The sequence below is a fragment of the Shewanella sp. HN-41 genome (assembly GCF_000217915.1).
In the GTDB taxonomy this organism is placed as follows: Bacteria; Pseudomonadota; Gammaproteobacteria; order Enterobacterales; family Shewanellaceae; genus Shewanella.
This window is the reverse complement of record NZ_AFOZ01000025.1, coordinates 117,282-138,329: the sequence shown is the minus strand read 5'-3', so window position 1 is coordinate 138,329 and position 21,048 is coordinate 117,282. Positions and strand designations below refer to the sequence as shown.

The following is a 21,048-nucleotide window of genomic DNA, read 5'->3' as shown; positions in this document are numbered from 1 at the left end:
GCTAATAGCGAACTTAGACAGAATATAAACACTTAATGAAGTGTGAACTCAAAAAACAAACAGCTTTCCGAATTATTAAATAAGATAAGAGCCGATTTTAGTTCCTAGAACCTAGAGTCTAGCAGCACGAAGTGCGCTCTCGAGTCTTGTTTAAACCGAATATGCTTGGTGACAATAGCATTGTGGTCCCACCTGATCCCATCCCGAACTCAGAAGTGAAACGCAATCGCGCCGATGGTAGTGTGGGGTCTCCCCATGTGAGAGTAGGTCATCGCCAAGCGCCTAATAAGCTCTGAAAAGAGCAGTGACGAAGCCAGCTGAATAAGCTGGCTTTTTTGCTTTTCCCGTTATCAAATTCTGCCTCTTAACTCTTTATTTCCCCCTGAATAATATTTCTACTTGATTTACGTCTAAAGAGTTCGGGCGCATAAAATCAGATAAAAAGAACAACCTAGGCTGTCCTCTCATCTATTGGGTTTTACCGTGCAGTTTTAGCACTTCAATTGTGTCAGACTTAACGAATAAGCTTATTTTCCACTAATTTTGGCCTTGAATTTTGCTTTGGTGGCGTCATCGGCAAGATGATACCAATAATCCAGCATGTGGCTGATTTCGGCTTGAGTCGGCGAGTCAGGTGTAGCGCTTTGCTTTATGGTGGTATTGACGGTAACTGCTGTGGAAGTCACGATTGTGGCCGCTGGCAGGGCTTCTGTATTCGTGCCCAGCGATGCTTGAGGTATGGTTTGTACCGCCGCTATCGCTAACGAGGCCGGATGTTGGCCTTGGTTATAGAGCAAGATTTCCTGCTCGAAGTTTCGGCCTATCTGAAGCCCGTTTTTCACTAGTCTGTCTTGGTCAAACGCAATCGCTTGATTGTGCTTGTCCAACAGCGAGAGTGATGGTGACTCATCGAATTGTTTTGCGGCTTTAGCCGAGTCGATATTGGGCAGTTTAAGCTGTAATTCTTGGTCGGTTTCATTAAAGCGGACGATGAGTACGTCGGATTGATAGCGTACCGAATTAGCCTGTTTTCGATACTGCGCATTGTAGCGAAAAGCGATTTGATTCAATCCATTACTCAGCGTGACAGGTGCGGTGCTCAATGGCTTTTGTCCATTCACGGTTAACAGCTCGACATCGCTTGGAAGCTGCAGAGTCACTTCGGCACTAACGGGCTGCAGGCTGGCAAGCAGCATGGCTGATGCGCACAGAATACAAGGGGATTTCATAGGCTTTCTCTTGGTTGATATCACACACTAATGATAAGTGAGATAGCGACTAAGACAAAGTGGATACCTAAGCTGACCATCACAAAGCCGCAAACTCATTCAGTTTATCCGTGAAGGTGTGCTGTTTGGCTGGGATGAAGGTAAAAGAAAAGGCTCACGGGGAGCCTTTTCTTGCCTAAGTATGAGATTAGTTAAGCCTGACTTTGGCTTAACTTAAGCGGAAGTAACGCAAATTACTTCGCTTTATCTTGGCTTAGGTTGATGCGGTACACGGCGAAACCGAGTTCATCTTTACTGATTTTGGTCATTTCGCGTTGTTTATTCGCTTCGATAAAGGTCGCGGCTTTATCGCTATCTTGGGTTTGGAAATGAATATCCAGCGTCACATTGGTGCTGATGGTTTTGAAGTCCCAGTTGTAGTCAGCACTTGGGTTGACCATACCTTCATACTTGCCTGTGGTTTCATTGTACTGAGATTGCACTGTGATATAGGCCGCTAAGGCTTCACGGTTGGTGTCTGGCAGTTCGAGTACCACATGGTCACTGCCCGTGCCGGCAAACTTGCCACCAAAGGCGCGGTAGTTATTTGAGGCGACGATAAATTCTTTGGCCGCCAACTCTTCGCCAGTGAAGACTTTACCGTTTTCGTCTTTATAGCTTAAATCGACGATACGGTTAGCATTGGCATTAACGACGGCGCAGTCACGGTCAAACTTGCTGGGTTGAGTGACATCGATCTTATAGGTTAAGCCATCGAGCACGTCGAAGTTATAGGTTGGATGACCATCCCAGTTGATTAACTCCTGTGGCGTGGTTTTGGTTGGATCGATTTGATTGAATTGGTTAGCCGAACACTCCAACCAATCTTTCAGCTCGGCGCCCGTGGCTTTGACCGCAACCATAGTATTAGGGTAGAGGTAAAGATCGGCGGCGTTTTTAAAGGTTAATGCGCCTTTAGCGACTTGTACATATTGGTCGGCATCGCTGGTTGTGCCATGGCGACCACCGGCTTTGAATGGCGCAGAGGCCGATAAGACTGGCAGATCTTTTAACGCCTCAGGGAGTTTGGCTTTGACGTTGGCAATTTGCGCATCCGATACAATTTGTACCGTTGGGTCGTCTTGCACTAAGGTGAGGAAGCTATACATGTCCGCCGCAGCGACACCGATAGGTTCATCCACAAAGGCGAGGGTACCTTGGTGTTCGGCAGCGACAGCATCATGAATGGCAGCATCGGCTTCAACTAATGGTGTTTTATTCGCGCCATCATAGATAGGACGTGCTTTAGTCGTTGCACTTAGCACAGACCACTTGCCGTCTTTACGCTCAAGTTTAAAATCAACAACCCCTAAGTTATCACCCCAACGACCTGGCATCACTGCGGGGACGCCGTTTAGTAAGCCTTTAGTGACGTCGGTATTGGGTAAGCCTGCATACTTAGCATCCGGGAAGATAGAGTGGCTGTGGCCGAAGAGGATCGCATCTATACCATCAACATAAGTCAAAGCGTAAGTGGCATTTTCAGCCATAGGGTCGCCAGGATTTTCAGTCGAACCAATGCCAGAATGAGGGATGGCGATAATGATATCGGCCCCTTTAGCTTTCATTTCGGGGACATATTTTTTCGCGGTGGTAACGATATCTTCGACCGTCACTTTACCCGTCAGATTTTGTTTATCCCACAATAGAATTTGCGGTGGCACAAAACCAATATAGCCAATGTTAATGGTTTGATTATTGCCTTCACTGTCGATAATGGTTTTTTGTTTGATGATATAAGGGGTGAATAAATGTTCACCTTTTTTAACCTCATTCCAGCAACCCTTATCGTCGGCGCAATAAACGTTTGAGTTGATATAAGGAAACTCTGCACCACTAATGGATTTATTTAAGAAGTCTAAACCATAGTTAAATTCATGGTTACCTATGTTACCGACTTCATAATCTAATAGGTTCATGGCTTTATAGGCGGGGTGAACATCACCCATTTGCAGGCCAATTTTGGCCATATAATCGCCCATAGGACTACCTTGTAGTAGGTCGCCGTTATCCACGAGTACACTGTTTTTGGCTTCACTGCGTGCTGCATGGATCAAGCTTGCGGTGCGAGCTAAACCGATAGTTGGATCATCTTTACCACTGTAGTAGTTGAAATCCATGATATTTGTGTGCAGATCTGTGGTTTCTAGTACCCGTAAATCGGCTTGAACATTAGGTTGAATAACAGTGTCGTCATCTGAGCCACAGGCACTGACACCAAGGGCAGCAGTGATCATCACTGCGAGTATTTTCTTATTTAACATAGTTATCTCTATTTATATTTATTTGACCCCAACGCATGTTCCGTAAAGAGCATGCCATCATCCCGTTAATTCAGCGTAATTTAACGGTTAGGTTAATTTGTCGCTAAGTTAACGAGCAGGAATTATAAAGACATTTGATGATCTGAATGTGACATTAATCGTAGAAAAATGGTTTTAAAGTGTGACTCAGGGTGTGCCTGCTTAAATAGTGAGCCATTTTGCCTGTGTAGTTTGTTACATAGAGGTTTAAATAATCACAGTAAACAGTTTATTAAGAATAATTAATATTTGTTATTGGAATGGCGTGTTATTTACTTAAGCCCTTGTCTCTATCGGAAATATTTAGTTTGAAAAATTGGTTAGATTGTTTTAAATAACTCTTTTTACATCAAAATTTAGCTAATCCTTATCATTCCCTCCTGTATGTATCTACGTTCAGCGGATACGAGTGAGAGGTTACGTAGGTAGGACATAGACCCATTTAGGCTGAAAATACACATAAAATGATACAAACTCGTACCGCTGTGGATGGGTAAAATTTGGCTGAAATGCCAGTAACTTGTTAAGGTAGTTTCTCTAAATTGGCGTACACAGCAACAGTATAAATAGAAAACCAAAATTCGTTAGCACGCACCTTTCACCTTAAAAATACAATCGAAAGGGCCATAACATTCAAGGGAGTTAATATGCGTAAGTCCGTTATTACCACAGCCGTGGCCGCGGCTTTGTTACTTGGCGCTTGTTCAGACAAGCCTGCCGCCAGTACCAATGAAGCCCCAAATGCCGTAGCGACTCAAACCACAGCTAAAGCGCAAGCAACCAATGTGTTGCTGAGCAAGAGTCCACTGCAGGATCAAGCGCCGCAATTTAACCTTATCCATACGACAGATTATGCTCCCGCCTTCGAGCAAGGCATTAAAGCCCATGATGTTGAAATCGCTGCTATTGTGAATAACAAGCAAGCGGCCAGTTTTGACAATACCATTCTGGCGATGGAAACCTCGGGTGAATTATTAACACGAGTGTCGCGTACCTTTTTTAATCTCGCCGGTCTGATTTCTGATGATGATTTCCAGAAAACCGAAGCGGATATGGCACCTAAGTTAGCTGCCCACCGAGATAATATTTATCTCGATCCGATATTATTTGCCCGTGTTGAAGCCGTTTATCAGCAAAAGGACAGCTTGAATGCGGAGGACCAGCGTTTAGTTGAATACTACTATGAGCAGTTTGTCCGCGCGGGGGCGAAATTGTCCGCCGAAGATAAGGCTAAGATGCGCGACTTTAATGCCGAGCTTGCCACCTTAGCGACTGACTTTTCACAAAACAGCTTAAAATCATATAAAGATGATGTGATTGTCGTGACCGATAAAGCGCAGTTAGCTGGCTTATCAGACAGCGAAATTGCCACCTTAGCCGCGGCCGCTAAAGCGGCTGGGAAAGAGGGCTATTTAATTACCTTAGTGAACACGACACGCCAGCCTGTGCTTTCTAGCCTGAGCAACCGTGAACTGCGCCAAAAAGTGTGGGAAACCTCGGCGCACAGAGCTGTTGCAATCAATGGTCCATTGATTGTTAAAATGGCACAAATTCGGGCTAAAAAAGCCAACTTATTGGGGTTCGATACTTGGGCAGCTTACGCGGTTGCCGATCAAATGGCGAAAACTCCAGGTGCTGTGTATGAAATCCTCGATGATTTAGCGCCAAAAGCCTTGGCTCGCGCCAAAGTGGAAGCCGCTGATATTCAAGCTGAAATCAAAAAGGCGGGCGGTGATTTTGAGCTTCAACCTTGGGATTGGGCTTATTACGCCGACAAAGTGCGTAAAGAAAAATACTCCCTCGACGAGAGCAGTATCAAACCTTATTTCGAGTTTAATACTGTGCTGCAAGACGGGCTGTTTTTCGCTATGAATAAACTGTATGGCATCAGCTTAAAAGCGCGTACCGATTTACCCGTATGGAATCCCGATGTTTTAGCCTTTGAAGTTTTTGATAAAGACAACAGTTCTATCGGCTTATTCTACCTTGACCCCTATGCCCGTGAAGGCAAGGGCGGCGGTGCCTGGATGGATGAGTTCGTCACCCAAAGCGGTCTGCTCGGTACTAAGCCCGTGGTCTATAACGCGCTGAATATTCCTAAGCCAGCCGATGGCCCAACGCTAATGACCTTCGATGAAGTGACGACCATGTTCCATGAAATGGGTCATGCCGTACATGGTCTATTCTCACAGGTGAAATACCCAAGCGTGGCAGGTACATCAACTGCACGTGATTTTGTTGAGTTCCCATCACAGGTTAACGAAGATTGGAATATCGACCCTGCTGTGATTGCGAACTATGCCAAACACTACAAGACGGGTGAAGCTATTCCTAAGGCGCTACTCGATAAAATCTTAGCCTCAAATAAGTTTGGTCAAGGTTTCGACACCGTTGAGTATCTGTCTGCTGCCTTGTTAGATATGGAATGGCACTCGATCAGCGCCGACACGCCAATTAGCGATGTCGAGCAGTTTGAACACCAAGTGTTAGCTAAACACGGCCTCGATTTTGCGCCAATTCCACCGCGCTATAAATCGAGCTACTTTAGCCATGCTTTCGCCGGTGGCTACTCCGCGGGTTATTACGCATATTTGTGGACCGAAGTGTTTGCCGCCGATGCTTTCAGCTATATGGGCGAACAGGGCGGTTTAAAAACCGACAATGGCGATAAATTCCGTAAGGAAGTCTTATCGAAAGGTAACAGCGAAGATCTCATGCAGGATTACATGCACTTTACGGGTAAGAAACCAACGACTGATGCACTGCTCAAACGTCGCGGTTTAGTCGATTAATAGCTCGGATGTGAAAGGCTAAAAGGCTTGATAGGGTAACCTTGCAAGCCTTTTTTATCATCTTGTCTTTCGGCGCTATTTACTCTACACTTCCGCCAAATTTGACTGTGGGATATTTTCTATATCTCGTATCGACGCCCCTCGAAAATCAGGCTCAGTTTTTTCCTTCCCTTGAGCCCTTGAGTACAGCAAAAGCGTAGCCTCTTTTTGGGATGTAGCATAAATGGTTTCGCAATTAAGTGAAGCAATGCTGGATGTGATCGCTGACGCCTTGGTTGAGAAAGGCTATGTTGTTTTAACTGACTTAGTTCCTGCCCATATTAGCCAAGTGTTATTGGAAAAAGTTCAATCAACACAATCACATGAACTTAAAGCTGCATCAATTGGTCGTGGTGCGGAACAACAGCTTAACCCTGATATTCGCCGTGACAGAATACAGTGGCTAGAAGAGCACAATGAGCCCGACGCCCAATATCTGGATTTGATGACGCAGCTGAAAAATGGCTTGAATCGTCGCTTGTTTATGGGCTTATTCGATTATGAAAGTCATTATGCAGTGTATCAATCCGGTGCTTTTTATAAAAAGCATGTGGATGCACTAAAAGGCAGTCAAAACCGGATCTTAACCACAGTGTTCTTTTTAAATCCCTATTGGAAAGAAGCCGATTGTGGTGAGCTGATCATTTATGACGAACAAGATAATGAGCTAGAGCGTATCGCCCCTAAAATGGGCCATTTTGTGATCTTTCTCAGTGAGCGTTTTCCCCATGAAGTGCGCCCAACTCTGGCCCAACGAAACAGCATTGCGGGTTGGTTTAGGGTGAGTAATAGTGTCCATGGTTTTTAATTTCACCTGATATTAAGCACCTTAATGTTGAACACAGATTTAGTTGTTTTTAGTCGCAGTGATTTGACTGGTCACTGCATTGAGCCCACTATTATTATCCCCATGACTCAATAGCGCGGGCTCAATGTCATTACCCCATAGTGACCTCTTTCTTCCTCCACAGTATTTATTTCAACTCGATCCAACAGCCTTTTACTCATTCATGCAGTCTTAAGCTTTAGGTAATCTAAACCACAGATAATGGGATAAATTTATCCAATCACGCTGAAAAGAGAGTGTTTTTTTATTGTCGATTAGTGTTAGGCTAGATAAAAATGTGCGCAAGAACACACTTTTAACTTATCTAACGGAGGCGATACTGTGGGCAGTGGAGATAACTTAGGTTGTTTAAGTGGTGAGCATGTCGTGTTGGAACCTTTGTCTTTATCCCATGTGGCGGCATTGAGTTTAGCGGTGGCGGATGGCGAGCTTTGGCGTTTGTGGTTTACCAGCGTACCAGAGCCGAGTGAGATGAAAGCCTATGTGGCTAAGGCCCTCGAAGAACAAGCGCGCGGCGAGAGTTTTCCCTTTGCCGTGCGCGATAGGGTGTCAGGGGAAGTGGTCGGTTGTACACGGATCTGCCACTGGGAGAGTGAGCACCGTCACCTCGAGATTGGCTACACTTGGTATGCAAAACGGGCTCAGCGCACGGGAATTAATACCGAATCTAAATTGCTGCTCTTAACCTTTGCCTTTGAAACACTAGATGCTATTGCCGTTGAATTCCGTACCCATTGGCATAATCAGGCTTCGCGCCAAGCCATTGCGAGACTGGGTGCCAAGCAGGATGGGGTATTGCGCAATAATAGGATCCTAAAGGATGGAACTATTCGGGATACCGTTGTCTACTCCATCATTGATACGGAATGGTCGACGGTTAAAGGTAGTCTGCAATTTCGTTTACGCCAGAGACCATTAGTCCAGTAATTTAAGATAGGAAATGCCCATGGCAAGCATTATTACTCAAGCAGATGTTTCCCATAGCCATGGGGTTGCTGTGTTATTTAATGAATACCGACAATTTTATGGGTGTAATGACAATTTAGCCGCCGCAGAACAGTTTATTCGAACACGTTTACAAGATAACTCGTCTGTGGTGTTTATTGCCCAAGATCATCAAGGAACTGGACTTGGGTTTGTGCAGTTGTATCCCAGTTTTTCATCACTGCATTTGGCACCTATATTGATCCTCAACGATGTGTTTGTGACTCAACATGCCCGTTGTGTCGGTATTGGGCGGGCATTAGTGCAGCGAGCGGCGGAGTACGCTAGGGCCCATAATGTGTGTTATTTGATACTCGAAACACAGAGGGATAACCTTCGCGCACAAGGCTTATACGAGGGGTTGGGCTTTGTGCGTAATCAAGATTTTTTTACCTATGAGCTTGAGATATCTTCTGCATTTAAGTAGGTTTATTCATTATTGCTAATAAAAAGGAAAGACAACATGTTAAAAGCGTTAGTCATCGCCAGCTTAGCGTTAAGCGCGAGTACAGCGGTCTGGGCCGATGAAGCGGAAAAAGCATTTAGTAAAGAAGCGATCGAGTGTGCGGCTTATTATCAGATAAGTTCTGAAGCCATTAGTGCTATGAATGCGCCACAAATGCAGGCCGTGGGTGAGCGCTTAAAAAGCTCGAAAGTTGAGGCCGAAAACCTCGCAAAAAAATACCAAACAGAGACCGAGGTAACACAAGCGGTTGCCGATGCCAAGGCGCGTCAAATTGAGAGCTTAGGTGGCTCGAGTAATTTAGGCGCCTTGATGGGCAAGTATAAAGAACAATGTAAAAATCTGCTTGCCGATCCACAGAAGCGTCTGGACTATTGGACCATGGCAACAATGTAAGTCGGGTTTGGTATGGGAGATTATAAAGGAGCTTTAAGGCTCCTTTGTTGTTTCTATAACCGAGTGTGGTGATCTATTTCATTTTTAGGTGAAACAGGAATGCTCCTTTACAGGTCTTAATCACTGTGATGCGTGTATCGAGGTGACTATTTGAGCGAGCGTTTCTGGAATTAGCTTAAGATTACTTTGGTTACGATCTGTTTTAATAGGCTCTTGGCAAATTCCTTGTCGGTGTTAATAGAGTGAGAATAGTAATGGTAATAAGCTTGATGGCCGCAGCGGCTTTAAGTGCGGTGGTATGCGGCTACCACTTAGTGCAAGGTCAAAAAATGTTGCTAACGCCGCTACTAAGGGCCAATGTGGGCGAGCAGAGCAAGCAAATATTGCGTTGTATGTTCCATTGCCAGTCGGTGTTTTTCATGACATCAACGGCTATTTTTCTGATCTGCAGTCTTAATGTTATCCCTGAGATGTATGCCTACAGTTTAATCTTATTTTTAGGGCTCAATTACGGCATTTTTTCAATATGGCAGTTTTATGTTGCCAGCTTAAGCCCGCCTAACAGTAGCCAAATGCTCAGTATTCAGGCTCTGGTATTTTTGCTAATTAGCCTTTTCGCTATGCTTGGGCCTTTGCTCTCGTGATCCTAGCTGAGTGGCGATTTAGCCAAGGATTCATTCTGCTCTATGGGGTTGGGGCGGGGAGTGTAAATCCGTAATCTTGGGTTAATGTCGCCAGTTTTCCACTCTGCTGGAGTAATTCAAGCCAATGGTTGAGCTGGTCAATCTTCAGTAGGGAATGCGGGGTTAACAGCACACCTAGGTGATAGTGTTGTACCCATTGGTTTGAAATGAGTAGTTTGTCCTTTTCTTCAGGATTCAGGGCTAAGTAATAATTTAGATAAGATAGTGTCACGGGAGCGATATCGGCACGTTGGCGCAAAATAGTCTCGATTGACGCTTTATTGCTCGTGACAAACACTAGGTCAAAGCGTTTCTTCAATTGCACCGGATCCGTTTCAGAGCCGATGAAGGCATAGTGGTAACCCTTTACTAACACCATGGATTTATTGGTTAAATCTGCAAAGAAACCCTGTTCTTTCGCGCGATTTTTTAGGGCGATAAAGACCTCGCCATCCTTTATATTCAGGGGAATAAACTGCATCTTGGTGTGTTGCCAGCCCCAATTGGGATCTTCAAATAGCATCATATCGAATCGTTCTGCGGCATAGGCTTTATTTCTGTGCTCTATGCTAGTGGGGACAAATTCGAATGTCACTTGTTGTTGGATCTGATTAAGAGCATTAATCAGATCTAGGGTTAAACCCGTATAGCGGCCATCCATTTGAAGGTTTACGTAGGGGGCAAATTGGTAACCTCCAACTCGGATCAGTGGCTTAGGGGCGATCTCTGTTTGAGCAAATGCCATGATACTCAAATCGCTATTAAGTATTAAGCAAAGCAGCAGCTTGTAGAAAGTACATAACCGCATAAGTTCTCCTGTTCGCTATTGTTGTCTAAGCCTACCTGTGTGCGATACAAGTTAATACAATTAATTATTGCACTTAAGCCGGGTTAATGCGTATTTTGTGCAGGCGAGTTCTATTATCAGAAGGGAGATCTTATATTGGGCTCTTTAGCATCTCAAGTGTGTGAATGGCTTGAACAGGGGCATATTACCTCAGCACAGGCGGATCAACTTTATCACCGACTCTCCGTTCGTCCCGATGCGAGTCGCTGGCGAGCATTGATTGCAGGATTATTGCTATGGTTTGGGGCATTAAGTTTTGCTTGTGGTGTGATATTTTTCTTCGCCTATAATTGGCAATCCTTGGGCCGATTTGCCAAATTTGCGCTGCTAGAAGTGGCCATACTGTTCGCTATCTCAGCATTTCTTTGGCTCTATTACCGAGCCGTATGTCAGCCATCAATAGTATTAAACAATCCATCTTTTACGGTATCAACATCTCAGGGGAGGCCTTTTGGGGCAACGGCGGCTAATGCTGCACTGCTCGTGGCATGTGTGTTAGTCGGTGGTTTATTGGCCCTAGTTGGACAAACCTATCAAACTGGGGCCGATCCTTGGCAACTATTCGCCCTGTGGGCGCTCGTTATATTGCCTTTTGCTTGGATTGCGGGGGTTGACGGCTTATGGCTGTTGGTTGTGGGATTATTGAATCTTAGCTTAGGGTTATTTTTTGATGCATCGGTCGATTTCTGGCTGCCATTTGGGGATGTCCAGATACAGTTACTTGTATTTGCGCTATTGAATACCCTCATTTATTACGTTTTTACCTATTTAGACCCTCTCAAAGAGGGCCGCTGGCATACACCAATTCTTCAATATGCCTGCTCCATGTTTGCTATGGGGTGTTTTACTTGGTTAGTGAGCTGGTCGATCCTCAATATTGATAGCAATGAGAGTTTTCCCCTCTGGGTTAGTGGTGTTTATATCTTAAATCTTGTCCTTGGGTTTTATGTCTTTTGCTATGTCTTTCCACGGGTCTACCCCTTAGCATTAGGGGGTTTTAGTCTTATCGCTGTGAGTGCTATCTTTTTGATAAAGCTTATTTTTGAAGATGGCGACCCTATAGGTGGATTCCTATTTATCGGGGTTTATATTCTTTTAGCCAGTACAGGTTTAAGCCTGTGGTTGAAAAAAGTGAATCAGAGTCTTAAATCTGCCAGTGTGATGCAAGTGACCGTCAACCATGGGGAACAGGGAGGGAACCATGAATAGTCATCCCCCAAAAAATGACATGCAAAGTACCGCTTCGACTAGTGGCGAGGCTTCGCTTCGTTGCCAAACGAGCCCACAGCTGTGGCAATCCCTATATTCCGAGGGGCTGGTCAGTTCATCTATGATGCCCCAAAGCCATGATATACCTTGGTATATAGGTCTGATGCAAGCCTTTGCAGCATGGATTGCGGCTTGGTTTCTTTTAGGTTTTATGGCGTCGCTTCTGGACGCTATTTTTCAGCGAATCGAGGCTGATGTTGCTCTGTTGATTGGACTGGTTTATTTAGCTTTGGGTGTTAGCTTGTACTTTGTGGCGCATCAACGAACCTTTATTCAACAGTTTGCCTTTGCTGCCTGTTTGAGTGGCTCACTCGGGGTGGCATGGGGGATATTCGAGTTACTCGGCGATGAGTTTAATGTCAGTTGGTATCTGAGTATGGCGGGGCTTTTTTTATTGTTATGGGGTGTGCTCAGGCATGGATTAGCTCAATTTGTATTCGCATTTTGCTTAAGCTGGTGTGTGGTGGGGTTAATGGCGAAATTAGACTTACTGAGCCTTAGCCCAAGCTTGTTTACCTTTGTTATTAGTGTGGTGTTACTGCATATCAATCGCCTTGGACGCCATTACCAAAGGGCGCGAATGCTTTGCTATGGGGTCGTACTCACGCTTTTAAATATCCAATTATTACATGCTTTTAGTATGGATAACCTGTTTGATGAGCTTTTTAGTCCTTGGCAGCAAAGCCTGCGGTTTAGCTTGTTCCATCTATCAGTTACCTTTGCTATTTGTGGCTATTTGTTGGTGGTGGTATTTCGTGAGCGCCAACAGTCACTGATGTCACCCGCGGCGGTAGGTTGTGTTGTCTGCCTTATCTTGGTCTGTGTTCTGTCATTACCCATGCAGGGATTATCGACTGCTATCCTATTGATCTTACTTGGTCATTATTGCAATGAGCCTTGGCTAAAAGGTATGGGCATTGTGTCGGCGCTGTTGTTTGTCAGTGGATATTATTATTCCTTAGAAACAACGTTACTGCTTAAATCCGGCTACTTGATGGGCTTGGGCGCGTTGTTGCTGGTGGCAAGGATAGTGATGTGGCGGTTATTTCCGGCCAATCAAAATGCCAAGGAGACTGTGTGATGGGAAATGTAACGGGAAAACTGACGGCTTCACATAAATGGGTGCTTGGCATCGTAGTCTTCACGGCAGTTGCGATTCTGACTGGCGTGAATTGGCGCATTTTCAAGTTTGAACAACTGCTTAATCACGGCCAAGTCGTGCGCTTTGCATTAGCGCCGGTTGACCCGCGCTCGTTAATGCAGGGAGATTACATGGCGCTGGAATATGCCATTGCCCGCGATGTGCGCGGCGCCTTAGCGCCGCAACAAATGCAGGGCCAGTTGTTACTGGCATTAGATGGGCAAAAGGTGGCGCGTTTTGTGGATTTTTATACCGACCAAGCGCTGGGTAAAGATCAGCTGCGGGTGCAATTTCGTGTCCGTGGTAATCAAATCAAACTCGCATCGAACAGCTTTTTCTTTGAGGAAGGGCAAGCCGATCATTTTAGTGCGGCTAAATACGGCGAGTTTAGGGTGAACGCCCAAGGTGAATTACTGCTGGTCAGTTTGCTCGATGAAAAACTTCAGCCCTTATAGTTGCGTTAGGGCTTTTATCCATTGGCTCTGCTTATGTTGTTAACGACGTTTTATCCCCAAAACATTAATTATTTCTGGCCGCATTGTTAATGAGCGGCCAGCATTCCCGTACTGCTTTCTTCCTAGCTCTGATCGCTAAATCGTACTAATAATATCCATCTTAAGTTGCAACTTTGGTGCAACCAATTTGTAACCTTGGTCGCCTATAGTATCGTCAGTCCTCGAGGTACATCACCTTGAAGCATCTAAGTGCATCAATTAAATCGCAATTCAATACAAAATATTAAAACAATACATTTAGGGGTCCCAATGTTTAACACTAAAACTGTGCTGGCGTTAGCCATCAGCAGCGTTTGTGGGCTTGCCCATGGCGCGGATAATTTGATCATTTCAGAATATGTCGAAGGCAGCAGCAACAATAAAGCCATCGAACTGTATAACCCAACCGCAGGCGTTATTGATTTAAGCCAATACCAATTGCGCTTCTATTTTAATGGCAGCACCAACGTCGGTACGACGATTGCGCTCACGGGCTCACTAGCGGCGGGGGCGACTTATGTGGTTGCCGATAACGACGCGTCTGCCGATATTCTGGCTGTGACCAATCAACAAAGTTCCGCCAGCTTCTTTAACGGTGACGATGCGATTGAACTGACCTATCAAAATCAAGTGATTGATAGTTTAGGCCAAGTCGGTGTCGATCCCGGTGCCGAGTGGGGCAGTGGTGATCTCTCCACTCAAGACAATACCCTGCGCCGTAATCCTGATCAGCTGATTGCCGATCCCATCAGTGACGATGCGGTTAGCTTTAGCACTTGGTTAGGTTTTGCGAAGGACGATATTGCTGATCTCGGCAAATTCAGCGCCGGCACGCCAACCGATCCCGTCGAGCCTCCACCAAGCTCTCTTGCGTGCGGCGAAGAAGCCACAGCAATTCATGCACTTCAAGGCGCGGGCGCTGCTAGCCCTCTCAATGGTCAAACCTTAGTGGTTGAAGCGGTTGTCGTCAGTAATCAAGAAGCCGGTCTTAAGGGCATCTTCGTACAAATGGCTGATAACGAAGCCGATAGCGATCCCCAAACCTCCGAAGGGGTGTTTGTGTATACCGGCAATGCACCCACCGCGTATGTGGCAGGTGATCGTATTCGCTTAAAAGCCAAAGTCACTGAATATCAAGGCTTAACTGAACTAACGACGGTATCAGATCACAAGTTGTGTGCCACTGGGCAAACACTGCCAACGGCGGCGGTGGTGACCTTACCTGTTAACAGCAGTGATGATTTTGAGCCATTTGAGGGCATGCGTGTTCGTTTTAGCCAAGATTTAGTGGTGAACGAAGTCTATAACCTCGGTCGTTATGGCGAGATTTCATTAGGCAGTCAGCGCCACTTTATCGGTACGCAAGTGGCTGCACCGGGCGCGGATGCGCTGGCGGTGAGCGCAGCCAACCAACGTGACAGTATTTTATTGGATGATGGGTTAACGGCGCAGAATCCAGATCCTGTGCAATTTCCCGCTCCTGGTCTTAGCGCATCAAACACTGTGCGTGTCGGTGATAAAGCCACATCGCTTACGGGTGTGATGCACTATGGCTTTAATTTGTATCGCATTATGCCAATCGAAACGGTGAACTTTGTGGCGGAAAACCCACGCCCAATCGCACCAATATTGGTTGAAGGCGGTAATCTAACAGTCGCTAGCTTTAACGTGCTCAACTACTTCAACGGTGACGGCCAAGGTGCAGGTTTCCCAACTGCCCGTGGTGCCAACACTTTGAGCGAGTTTGAGCGTCAAAAGGCGAAGATTGTCAGCGCTATGGTGGGCATTAGTGCCGATGTATTTGGTTTGATGGAAATCGAGAACGATGGCTTTAGCGCTAATTCGGCTATTGCCGATTTAGTCGCAGGTTTGAATGCCGCTGTGGGTGAAGCGCGTTACGCTTATATCGCGCCAGCAGGCATGAATGCGATTGGCACCGATGCCATCACGGTTGGCTTGATTTATCGTAGCGATAAAGTCACGCCGCAGGGCGCTGCACGCATTCTATCCAGTGCCAATTCGCCATTGGATGATGACCAAAAGCCCCTGTTTGACGACAGTAAAAACCGTCCAATGCTGACCCAAGCCTTTAGCGTGAACGGCACTGAAGAAGGCGTGGTCGTTGCGGTTAATCACCTTAAATCTAAGGGCAGTGAATGTGCGGGCGATCCTGATCTCAATGACGGTCAAGGCAACTGTAATATCACTCGTACCCGTGCGGCGACGGCTGCAGGTCAATGGATCAGCGAGCAATATCCAGAACAAGGCGTTTTGCTGATTGGTGATTTGAATTCTTATGCGAAGGAAGATCCATTAACGGCGTTAGGTAATGCGGGCTTTAGCGAGCTGTTTGCCAAACTTGAAAAGCCGAACCCTTATTCCTATGTGTTCTCGGCTGAATCGGGTCAGTTGGATCATGCTTTAGCAAACGCAGCACTGCTCGATAAAGTGGTGGATGTGACTGAGTGGCATATCAATACCGACGAACCGCGGGTATTGGATTACAACGAAGAGTTTAAGACGCCAGCTCAAATCCAAGACTTATTCGCTACAGATGCGTATCGCTCATCGGATCACGATCCTGTGGTGATTTCACTCTTGCTCGAAGCGGAAAAAGTCGCGCCAGTGGCCAGTTTCACTCAAGTGGTAAATGGTGCTGCGGTGCAACTGACATCCACTTCAACCGACAGCGACGGACAAATCGTATCTGCCGAGTGGAGCTTTGGTGATAACACTGTGGCGGTGGGTGAGGTAGTGACCCATAGTTACAGCCAAAGCGGCGAGTATCTGGTCACGTTAACTGTGACCGATAACGACGGCCTAATCCATAGCACGTCGCAAACGGTGACTGTGGTTGTTGGTGATGTGAAACACCCCCCCGTTGCGCAAATTCAGCGTATCAATTTATGGTTCGTCGATATGTTTATTTCGACTAGCTATGATACCGATGGCGTGATAAAGCAACATAAATGGACGTTCGACAATGGCACCCGCGCTAACGGTCAAGTGGTTTTACGCCTTGCCCGCCGTGGACAACACACTGTTGAACTCACCGTGAAAGATAACGACAAGTTAACTGATACAGCAACGCTGACGTACCGTTAAGTCTTTATCGCGGGGTTTTACCGTGGGTGAAACTCCGTATGCGCAACACCATTCAGTTAACTCGGGTTTGACTGAATGGTGGTTTCTAATTCGCATACTCTATTACGACCCGCTTGTTTGGCCTGCATCATGGCCTGATCTGCACTGTTGAGTATGGTTTCGAGCAGATCCTGTGGTTCAAGTTCATGGCGAGCCGTGGCTAAGTCGATGGATGAGATCCCAAAGCTGGCGGTACAGTGAATCAATTGCCCATTAAATTGAAAAGGTTGTTGTTCAAATTCGCTACGCATGCGTTCTGCCTGCAGTTTGGCTTGTTCAGGAGTGGCATTGGGTAGTAATACCCCAAATTCTTCCCCCCCTAATCTTGCGAGGATATCCGAGGCCCGCGCAGTCTTTTGGGCGAGTTGGGAGACATGAATGAGTGCGGCATCGCCTGTTGCATGCCCCCATTGATCATTGATCCGTTTGAAATGATCTAAATCGAACATGATGGCAGATAGTGTTTGCTGGGTTCGATACATTTGATGCACAACTTGTCGACCTAGGTTGAAATATGCTCGGCGGTTATTGAGTTGAGTCAGTTCATCTGTGTCGGCTTGTTTTTCAGCCTGCGCTTTAGCGAGCATCAACTCATGCTCAATGTGTTTTCGGTCGGTGATGTCAGTCGCGATTTCGATGCGAACTAAGCGACCATCGGTCCAGCGTATTGCTTGATCTCGACATTGGTACCAACGGCCATTTTGGGTATTTTGGAATTCCCATACATAAACACCCGATGGGTTACCTTCGGCATCGAGTAATTTGTTATTTGTGCAGAACTTGCATGGGGCGTTCTGTCCAGACTGTAAAATTTGATAGCACTTTTTATTCTTGGCTTCGCCCCAAACAGAGATCCCATAGTCATTTAAATACAATAACTCATAGGTTCGTATATCAGAGACATAGACAAGGGCGTCTAAACTATTAAGAATGATATTGATGGCTTGATCATGACTCGTTGCGTTATTCTGCTGGGCTTTATCTATCATAAAGTTGTACCGATAGCCTTACTAGCAATATGCGGTGTTGTTTATTGATATAACTATAACGTATTGATTAAAGTTTTTCTGAGATTCAGTGTGGGGATCAATCTAATGTTAGCTGAATGAGTTATATTGGTATCTATGAATACTGGTTTTCTCAATAGAAAAGCCCCATCTATCGATCGGGGCTTTTCTATATCCATTTAATGGTTATACAAGCGTCGGCTTTCGCGCATCACTTGGATAAGCTCTGGAGCACTCATTTTTTTGCCAAGACGATGTTCATAGTTTGCATCGTAAATCCGGTATTTACCGTGGCGGTCGATGACGGTGACTTCTGTCTGTTGGTAAATCGCAAAAATCCGGCTATCACCGATATAAATCCAGGTCTCTTTACTCGGTTGCAATAAGCTTCTACCGGCGCTGTAGTCAGTGGTGTTATTGGTGCAACCTAATACATGGGTCATTAGGGTGGGCACTATGCCGTAATGACTGGTGCGATACTTAACCTTAGCGGCGATTGCATTGGGCCAATGGATAACGAGGGGAACCTTAACACTTTCTGGTGACAGGTTGCGCAGTGCCTCATCGTTATTACTGGTGAAAATCTTTCCATTTACCCCTGTTATCACAACTAAAGTATCCTGGGGAATGTTGGCAAGAATCGCCTCTAACTGGTTATCGATAAAATATAATGACTGGCGATATTGATTGAACAATACCTTTTGGGCAGGGTGTAAATTGACATTAGCTTTAACCGTTTCGATACCGAGGAAGCCCACTGGCGTATCGAAGTTTTCCGGTGCCTTTAGGTTAAGCAGGGCAAACCAAGGCTTATTTTGGACACTGTGCCATTGTTTAAAGTGCGCGACTGTGTGTAAATCTGCATCGGCACTGCCATTGGTTTCTTTGGCAACAATGGGCGTAAAGTCATTAAACATGGCCTGGGCAGAACCCAATTTTCGATTCGTTTCGGGGATAAAGAGTCCCAGTTGATAACCTGCCTGTTGGAAACTCTTGGTTAGCACTGGGCTTGTACTATTGAATATCCTCGCATCCCCATAGCTGCCTTGAAGGCCATACAGTAGAGAAAACATCCCGGTTTTAAATTGGTTTCCTCCACTGTAATGCTGGGTAAATGATTGGTTATTTTCCATATATTGATGGAAAAACGGCATGGTTTTAGAATCGACCATATCGGCACGTAGGCTATCTATGGTGATCATCAATACATTAGTTTGGGTATCCGCTTGGCAGAATAATGGCTGTAATGGGTAGCTGAGTACGCTAGTGGTATCATTTGCATTATTCCCCATAGGTGAGCCATCAATACCGTGGCTTTCCATAAAGGAGCGGGCAGTAGCGGGATAAGAGAGCGGATAAGCTTCATCGAATCGCGTTATTTCGGTCATATCGGCGGCATCGGCCCAAATGTGGATCAAGTGGCTGCTGACAAAGCAGATGCCCACTAAGGTGATGACTTTATTGCCTAAATTCAGCTTTTGGATTTTCTCTATCCGCTTCCACAAAAAGTTCGCCGCCGTGAGCTCTATGGCGATAATGGCGAGTGGCGTGACGATATAGGAGGTGCCGTGGAGCAGGGCATTGAGATCTGCCCAGGCCAAATCGAAGGCAAAGGGACTCAAGTGCATGCCGTAATCGGCGTAAACAATAGTGTCATACAACAAGATACACAGACTTAAAGTCGCGATAACCGCAGCTATCCCCCTCAATATCTTGGAATAGGGCAAGATTAAGGTCAGCGGAAATAGGCAGATCAAATAGGCGATAAAGGCGAGAAAGCTAAATTGGCCAATGGTGCTTACCGTGAGATAAATCCAGCCATACCAAGTTTCAGGATAACCCACACTACTAAGATATCGGCTACCCACTATCATGGCCAATAGGCCATTAAAGAAGGCGAACCAATGTCCCCAGTTGATGAGCCGTGAAACCCTATCGCGGCTCATTTGCTTTTTTCGCTCGACCATAGTGATCCGCTTATTCCTAAAAGACGTTGTATCTTATGTTTTTTTAACGTTTATACCCAACTAACTTAATGGGATTTGACCGATTGTGCGAGTGCTTTCGCAAATTGTTCTGCCACGGCTTGGCGTGATTCGTTAGGGACTTTACGCTCTAACAAATAGGTGACGCAATTGCCGAGCGCCATCAGGCTTAAATCCGTCGGGGCTTTATGCTTTTCTAACACGGCCAGTACTTCGGCGATTAATGATTCAACTTGTGCGTTTGAGTATTTCGATTGGATTGCCATAATCAAAAAATGTTTCACTTTGGAATGGATTAGCGGCATATAATAGCGGATTTATTCCAGCATCACTATCAGGGCTTATGAGTATTAACATCGAACAAGCAATTATTCACGAGATTTCCCAGGACAGTCAGGGGCAATTGCGTTGCCGTTTACGTCCTCAACCTCTGCTGAACGGTCAGGCTGTCGAGATGATGCTGGACGAATTGCATCAGACTTATACCAGTAAAGCGGGTAAGGGATTCGGCTATTTCGGCATTCACGGTGACGACGGTGAGGCCAATCCTGCCTTTGCTACGGCCTTAACTCAGTACCGTAGCGGCGAGCTAGGTTTTGTGGAGTTTTCGGGGCAAGCCAGTAAGTTGCTGCAGGAGGAATTGGCAAAATATGATTTTAGCCAAGGCGGATTCCTACTGATGTCCTGCTATACCAGCATCACCAGCGATTACCTTTTTGTTGCCTTATTAAGTGCTAAGTCCTCGATGACAGTGTTAGACGATATGGAACTGTCACAAAATAACCACTTGGATTTAAACAATATTCAATTGGCGGCCCGTATCGACTTAACTGAGTGGCAGGCCGATAAGGATTCTCGCAAGTACATTTCTTTTATCCGTGGCCGTGCGGGACGTAAAGTCGCCGACTTTTTCCTCGATTTTATGGGGTGTGTCGAAGGGGTGAATACTAAGGCACAAAACAAGACCCTGATGAATGCCGTTGAGGATTTTGTTGCCAGCAGTGAACTGACTAAAGACGAGCGTCAGCAATGCCGCAATAAAGTGTTTGAATACTGCAGTGAACGCTTTGACGAAGGCGCAGACATCGAGATCAAAGACTTAGCCGATGAGTTAGCGGATCAAGGTATGGACTCCTTCTACGATTTTGCCCGGGGTGGCAGTTATGAACTCGATGAAGAATTTCCCGCGGATAAATCGACTCTGCGTCAACTGAAGAAGTTTTCGGGGACAGGGGGCGGCGTCACCTTAAGTTTCGATGGCGGCCACCTAGGCCAAAGGGTGATTTACGATCCCATCTCGGACACCATTTTAATTAAAGGCGTACCGGCAAATTTAAAAGATCAGCTCGATCGTCGTCTTAAAGGCGAATAAGCTTAGATTAACTG

General features: G+C 45.8%; 17 protein-coding genes and 1 rRNA gene. 12 read left to right on the top strand and 6 right to left on the bottom strand.

The genetic code is table 11. The features are described 5' to 3' along the window. The first annotated feature begins 164 nt into the window (after positions 1–164). A 5S ribosomal RNA gene (gene rrf / locus SOHN41_RS10345) occupies positions 165–280 on the top strand. 247 nt (positions 281–527) lie between these two features. On the opposite strand, the gene SOHN41_RS10340 is transcribed toward rrf, so the two are convergent. Together SOHN41_RS10340 and SOHN41_RS10335 are read right to left on the bottom strand one after the other, a co-directional pair. After that, complete coding sequence (locus SOHN41_RS10340) at positions 528–1,229, bottom strand: DUF2057 domain-containing protein (RefSeq protein ID WP_007648569.1); 702 nt, start codon at positions 1,227–1,229, stop codon at positions 528–530. Positions 1,230–1,462: 233 nt separating this feature from the next. Next, entirely contained in the window at positions 1,463–3,532 is a 2,070-nt protein-coding gene (locus SOHN41_RS10335) for a bifunctional 2',3'-cyclic-nucleotide 2'-phosphodiesterase/3'-nucleotidase (protein WP_007648568.1), read from the bottom strand. A 686-nt stretch (positions 3,533–4,218) separates the two neighbouring features. On the opposite strand from SOHN41_RS10335, the gene SOHN41_RS10330 reads away from it, so the two are divergent. The 6 genes from SOHN41_RS10330 (at position 4,219) to SOHN41_RS10305 (ending at position 9,736) form a co-directional block, all read left to right on the top strand. Beyond that, positions 4,219–6,363 carry a M3 family metallopeptidase gene (locus SOHN41_RS10330; protein ID WP_007648567.1) on the top strand — a complete coding sequence of 715 codons (2,145 nt, stop codon included), beginning with the start codon at positions 4,219–4,221 and terminating at the stop codon, positions 6,361–6,363. A gap of 223 nt (positions 6,364–6,586) precedes the next feature. Beyond that, positions 6,587–7,210, top strand: a complete 624-nt coding sequence (locus SOHN41_RS10325) for a 2OG-Fe(II) oxygenase (RefSeq protein WP_007648563.1) — start codon at positions 6,587–6,589, stop codon at positions 7,208–7,210. A 360-nt stretch (positions 7,211–7,570) separates the two neighbouring features. Further along, complete coding sequence (locus SOHN41_RS10320; RefSeq protein ID WP_007648561.1) at positions 7,571–8,176, top strand: GNAT family N-acetyltransferase; 606 nt, start codon at positions 7,571–7,573, stop codon at positions 8,174–8,176. Positions 8,177–8,195: 19 nt separating this feature from the next. Next, positions 8,196–8,660: a GNAT family N-acetyltransferase gene (locus SOHN41_RS10315; protein WP_007648560.1), complete on the top strand. Its 465-nt coding sequence runs from the start codon at positions 8,196–8,198 to the stop codon at positions 8,658–8,660. A gap of 36 nt (positions 8,661–8,696) precedes the next feature. Next, positions 8,697–9,092: a hypothetical protein gene (locus SOHN41_RS10310; protein WP_007648559.1), complete on the top strand. Its 396-nt coding sequence runs from the start codon at positions 8,697–8,699 to the stop codon at positions 9,090–9,092. 254 nt (positions 9,093–9,346) lie between these two features. After that, positions 9,347–9,736, top strand: a complete 390-nt coding sequence (locus tag SOHN41_RS10305) for a hypothetical protein (protein ID WP_037458732.1) — start codon at positions 9,347–9,349, stop codon at positions 9,734–9,736. Between the two features lie 40 nt (positions 9,737–9,776). Here the strand turns inward: SOHN41_RS10305 and SOHN41_RS10300 are convergent, their stop codons facing one another. After that, a complete protein-coding gene (locus SOHN41_RS10300) occupies positions 9,777–10,583 on the bottom strand; it encodes a substrate-binding periplasmic protein (RefSeq protein ID WP_007648543.1) in 807 nt (268 codons plus the stop codon). Positions 10,584–10,718: 135 nt separating this feature from the next. Between SOHN41_RS10300 and SOHN41_RS10295 the strand changes: the two genes are divergently transcribed. The 4 genes from SOHN41_RS10295 to SOHN41_RS10280 all read left to right on the top strand — a co-directional run bounded on the left by SOHN41_RS10295 (position 10,719) and on the right by SOHN41_RS10280 (position 16,631). After that, a complete protein-coding gene (locus SOHN41_RS10295) occupies positions 10,719–11,831 on the top strand; it encodes a DUF2157 domain-containing protein (RefSeq protein WP_007648537.1) in 1,113 nt (370 codons plus the stop codon). Next, positions 11,824–12,972: a DUF4401 domain-containing protein gene (locus tag SOHN41_RS10290; RefSeq protein WP_037458730.1), complete on the top strand. Its 1,149-nt coding sequence runs from the start codon at positions 11,824–11,826 to the stop codon at positions 12,970–12,972. The genes SOHN41_RS10295 and SOHN41_RS10290 overlap by 8 nt, the downstream gene beginning before the upstream one ends. After that, positions 12,972–13,487: a GDYXXLXY domain-containing protein gene (locus SOHN41_RS10285; protein WP_007648535.1), complete on the top strand. Its 516-nt coding sequence runs from the start codon at positions 12,972–12,974 to the stop codon at positions 13,485–13,487. Before SOHN41_RS10290 ends, SOHN41_RS10285 begins: the two co-directional genes overlap by 1 nt. Positions 13,488–13,796: 309 nt before the next feature. Beyond that, positions 13,797–16,631: an ExeM/NucH family extracellular endonuclease gene (locus SOHN41_RS10280; protein ID WP_007648534.1), complete on the top strand. Its 2,835-nt coding sequence runs from the start codon at positions 13,797–13,799 to the stop codon at positions 16,629–16,631. 56 nt (positions 16,632–16,687) lie between these two features. On the opposite strand, the gene SOHN41_RS10275 is transcribed toward SOHN41_RS10280, so the two are convergent. The 3 genes from SOHN41_RS10275 to SOHN41_RS10265 all read right to left on the bottom strand — a co-directional run bounded on the left by SOHN41_RS10275 (position 16,688) and on the right by SOHN41_RS10265 (position 19,928). Next, a complete protein-coding gene (locus tag SOHN41_RS10275; RefSeq protein WP_007648533.1) occupies positions 16,688–17,659 on the bottom strand; it encodes a GGDEF domain-containing protein in 972 nt (323 codons plus the stop codon). A 197-nt stretch (positions 17,660–17,856) separates the two neighbouring features. Continuing rightward, positions 17,857–19,644: a DUF3413 domain-containing protein gene (locus SOHN41_RS10270; RefSeq protein WP_007648532.1), complete on the bottom strand. Its 1,788-nt coding sequence runs from the start codon at positions 19,642–19,644 to the stop codon at positions 17,857–17,859. A 65-nt stretch (positions 19,645–19,709) separates the two neighbouring features. Further along, positions 19,710–19,928, bottom strand: coding sequence for a YejL family protein (locus SOHN41_RS10265; RefSeq protein WP_007648530.1), 219 nt, complete (start codon positions 19,926–19,928; stop codon positions 19,710–19,712). 77 nt (positions 19,929–20,005) lie between these two features. On the opposite strand from SOHN41_RS10265, the gene yejK reads away from it, so the two are divergent. Beyond that, positions 20,006–21,034 (top strand): nucleoid-associated protein YejK, encoded by a 1,029-nt coding sequence (gene yejK / locus SOHN41_RS10260; protein WP_007648528.1) that lies wholly within the window; start codon positions 20,006–20,008, stop codon positions 21,032–21,034. The last annotated feature ends 14 nt before the right edge of the window (positions 21,035–21,048 follow it).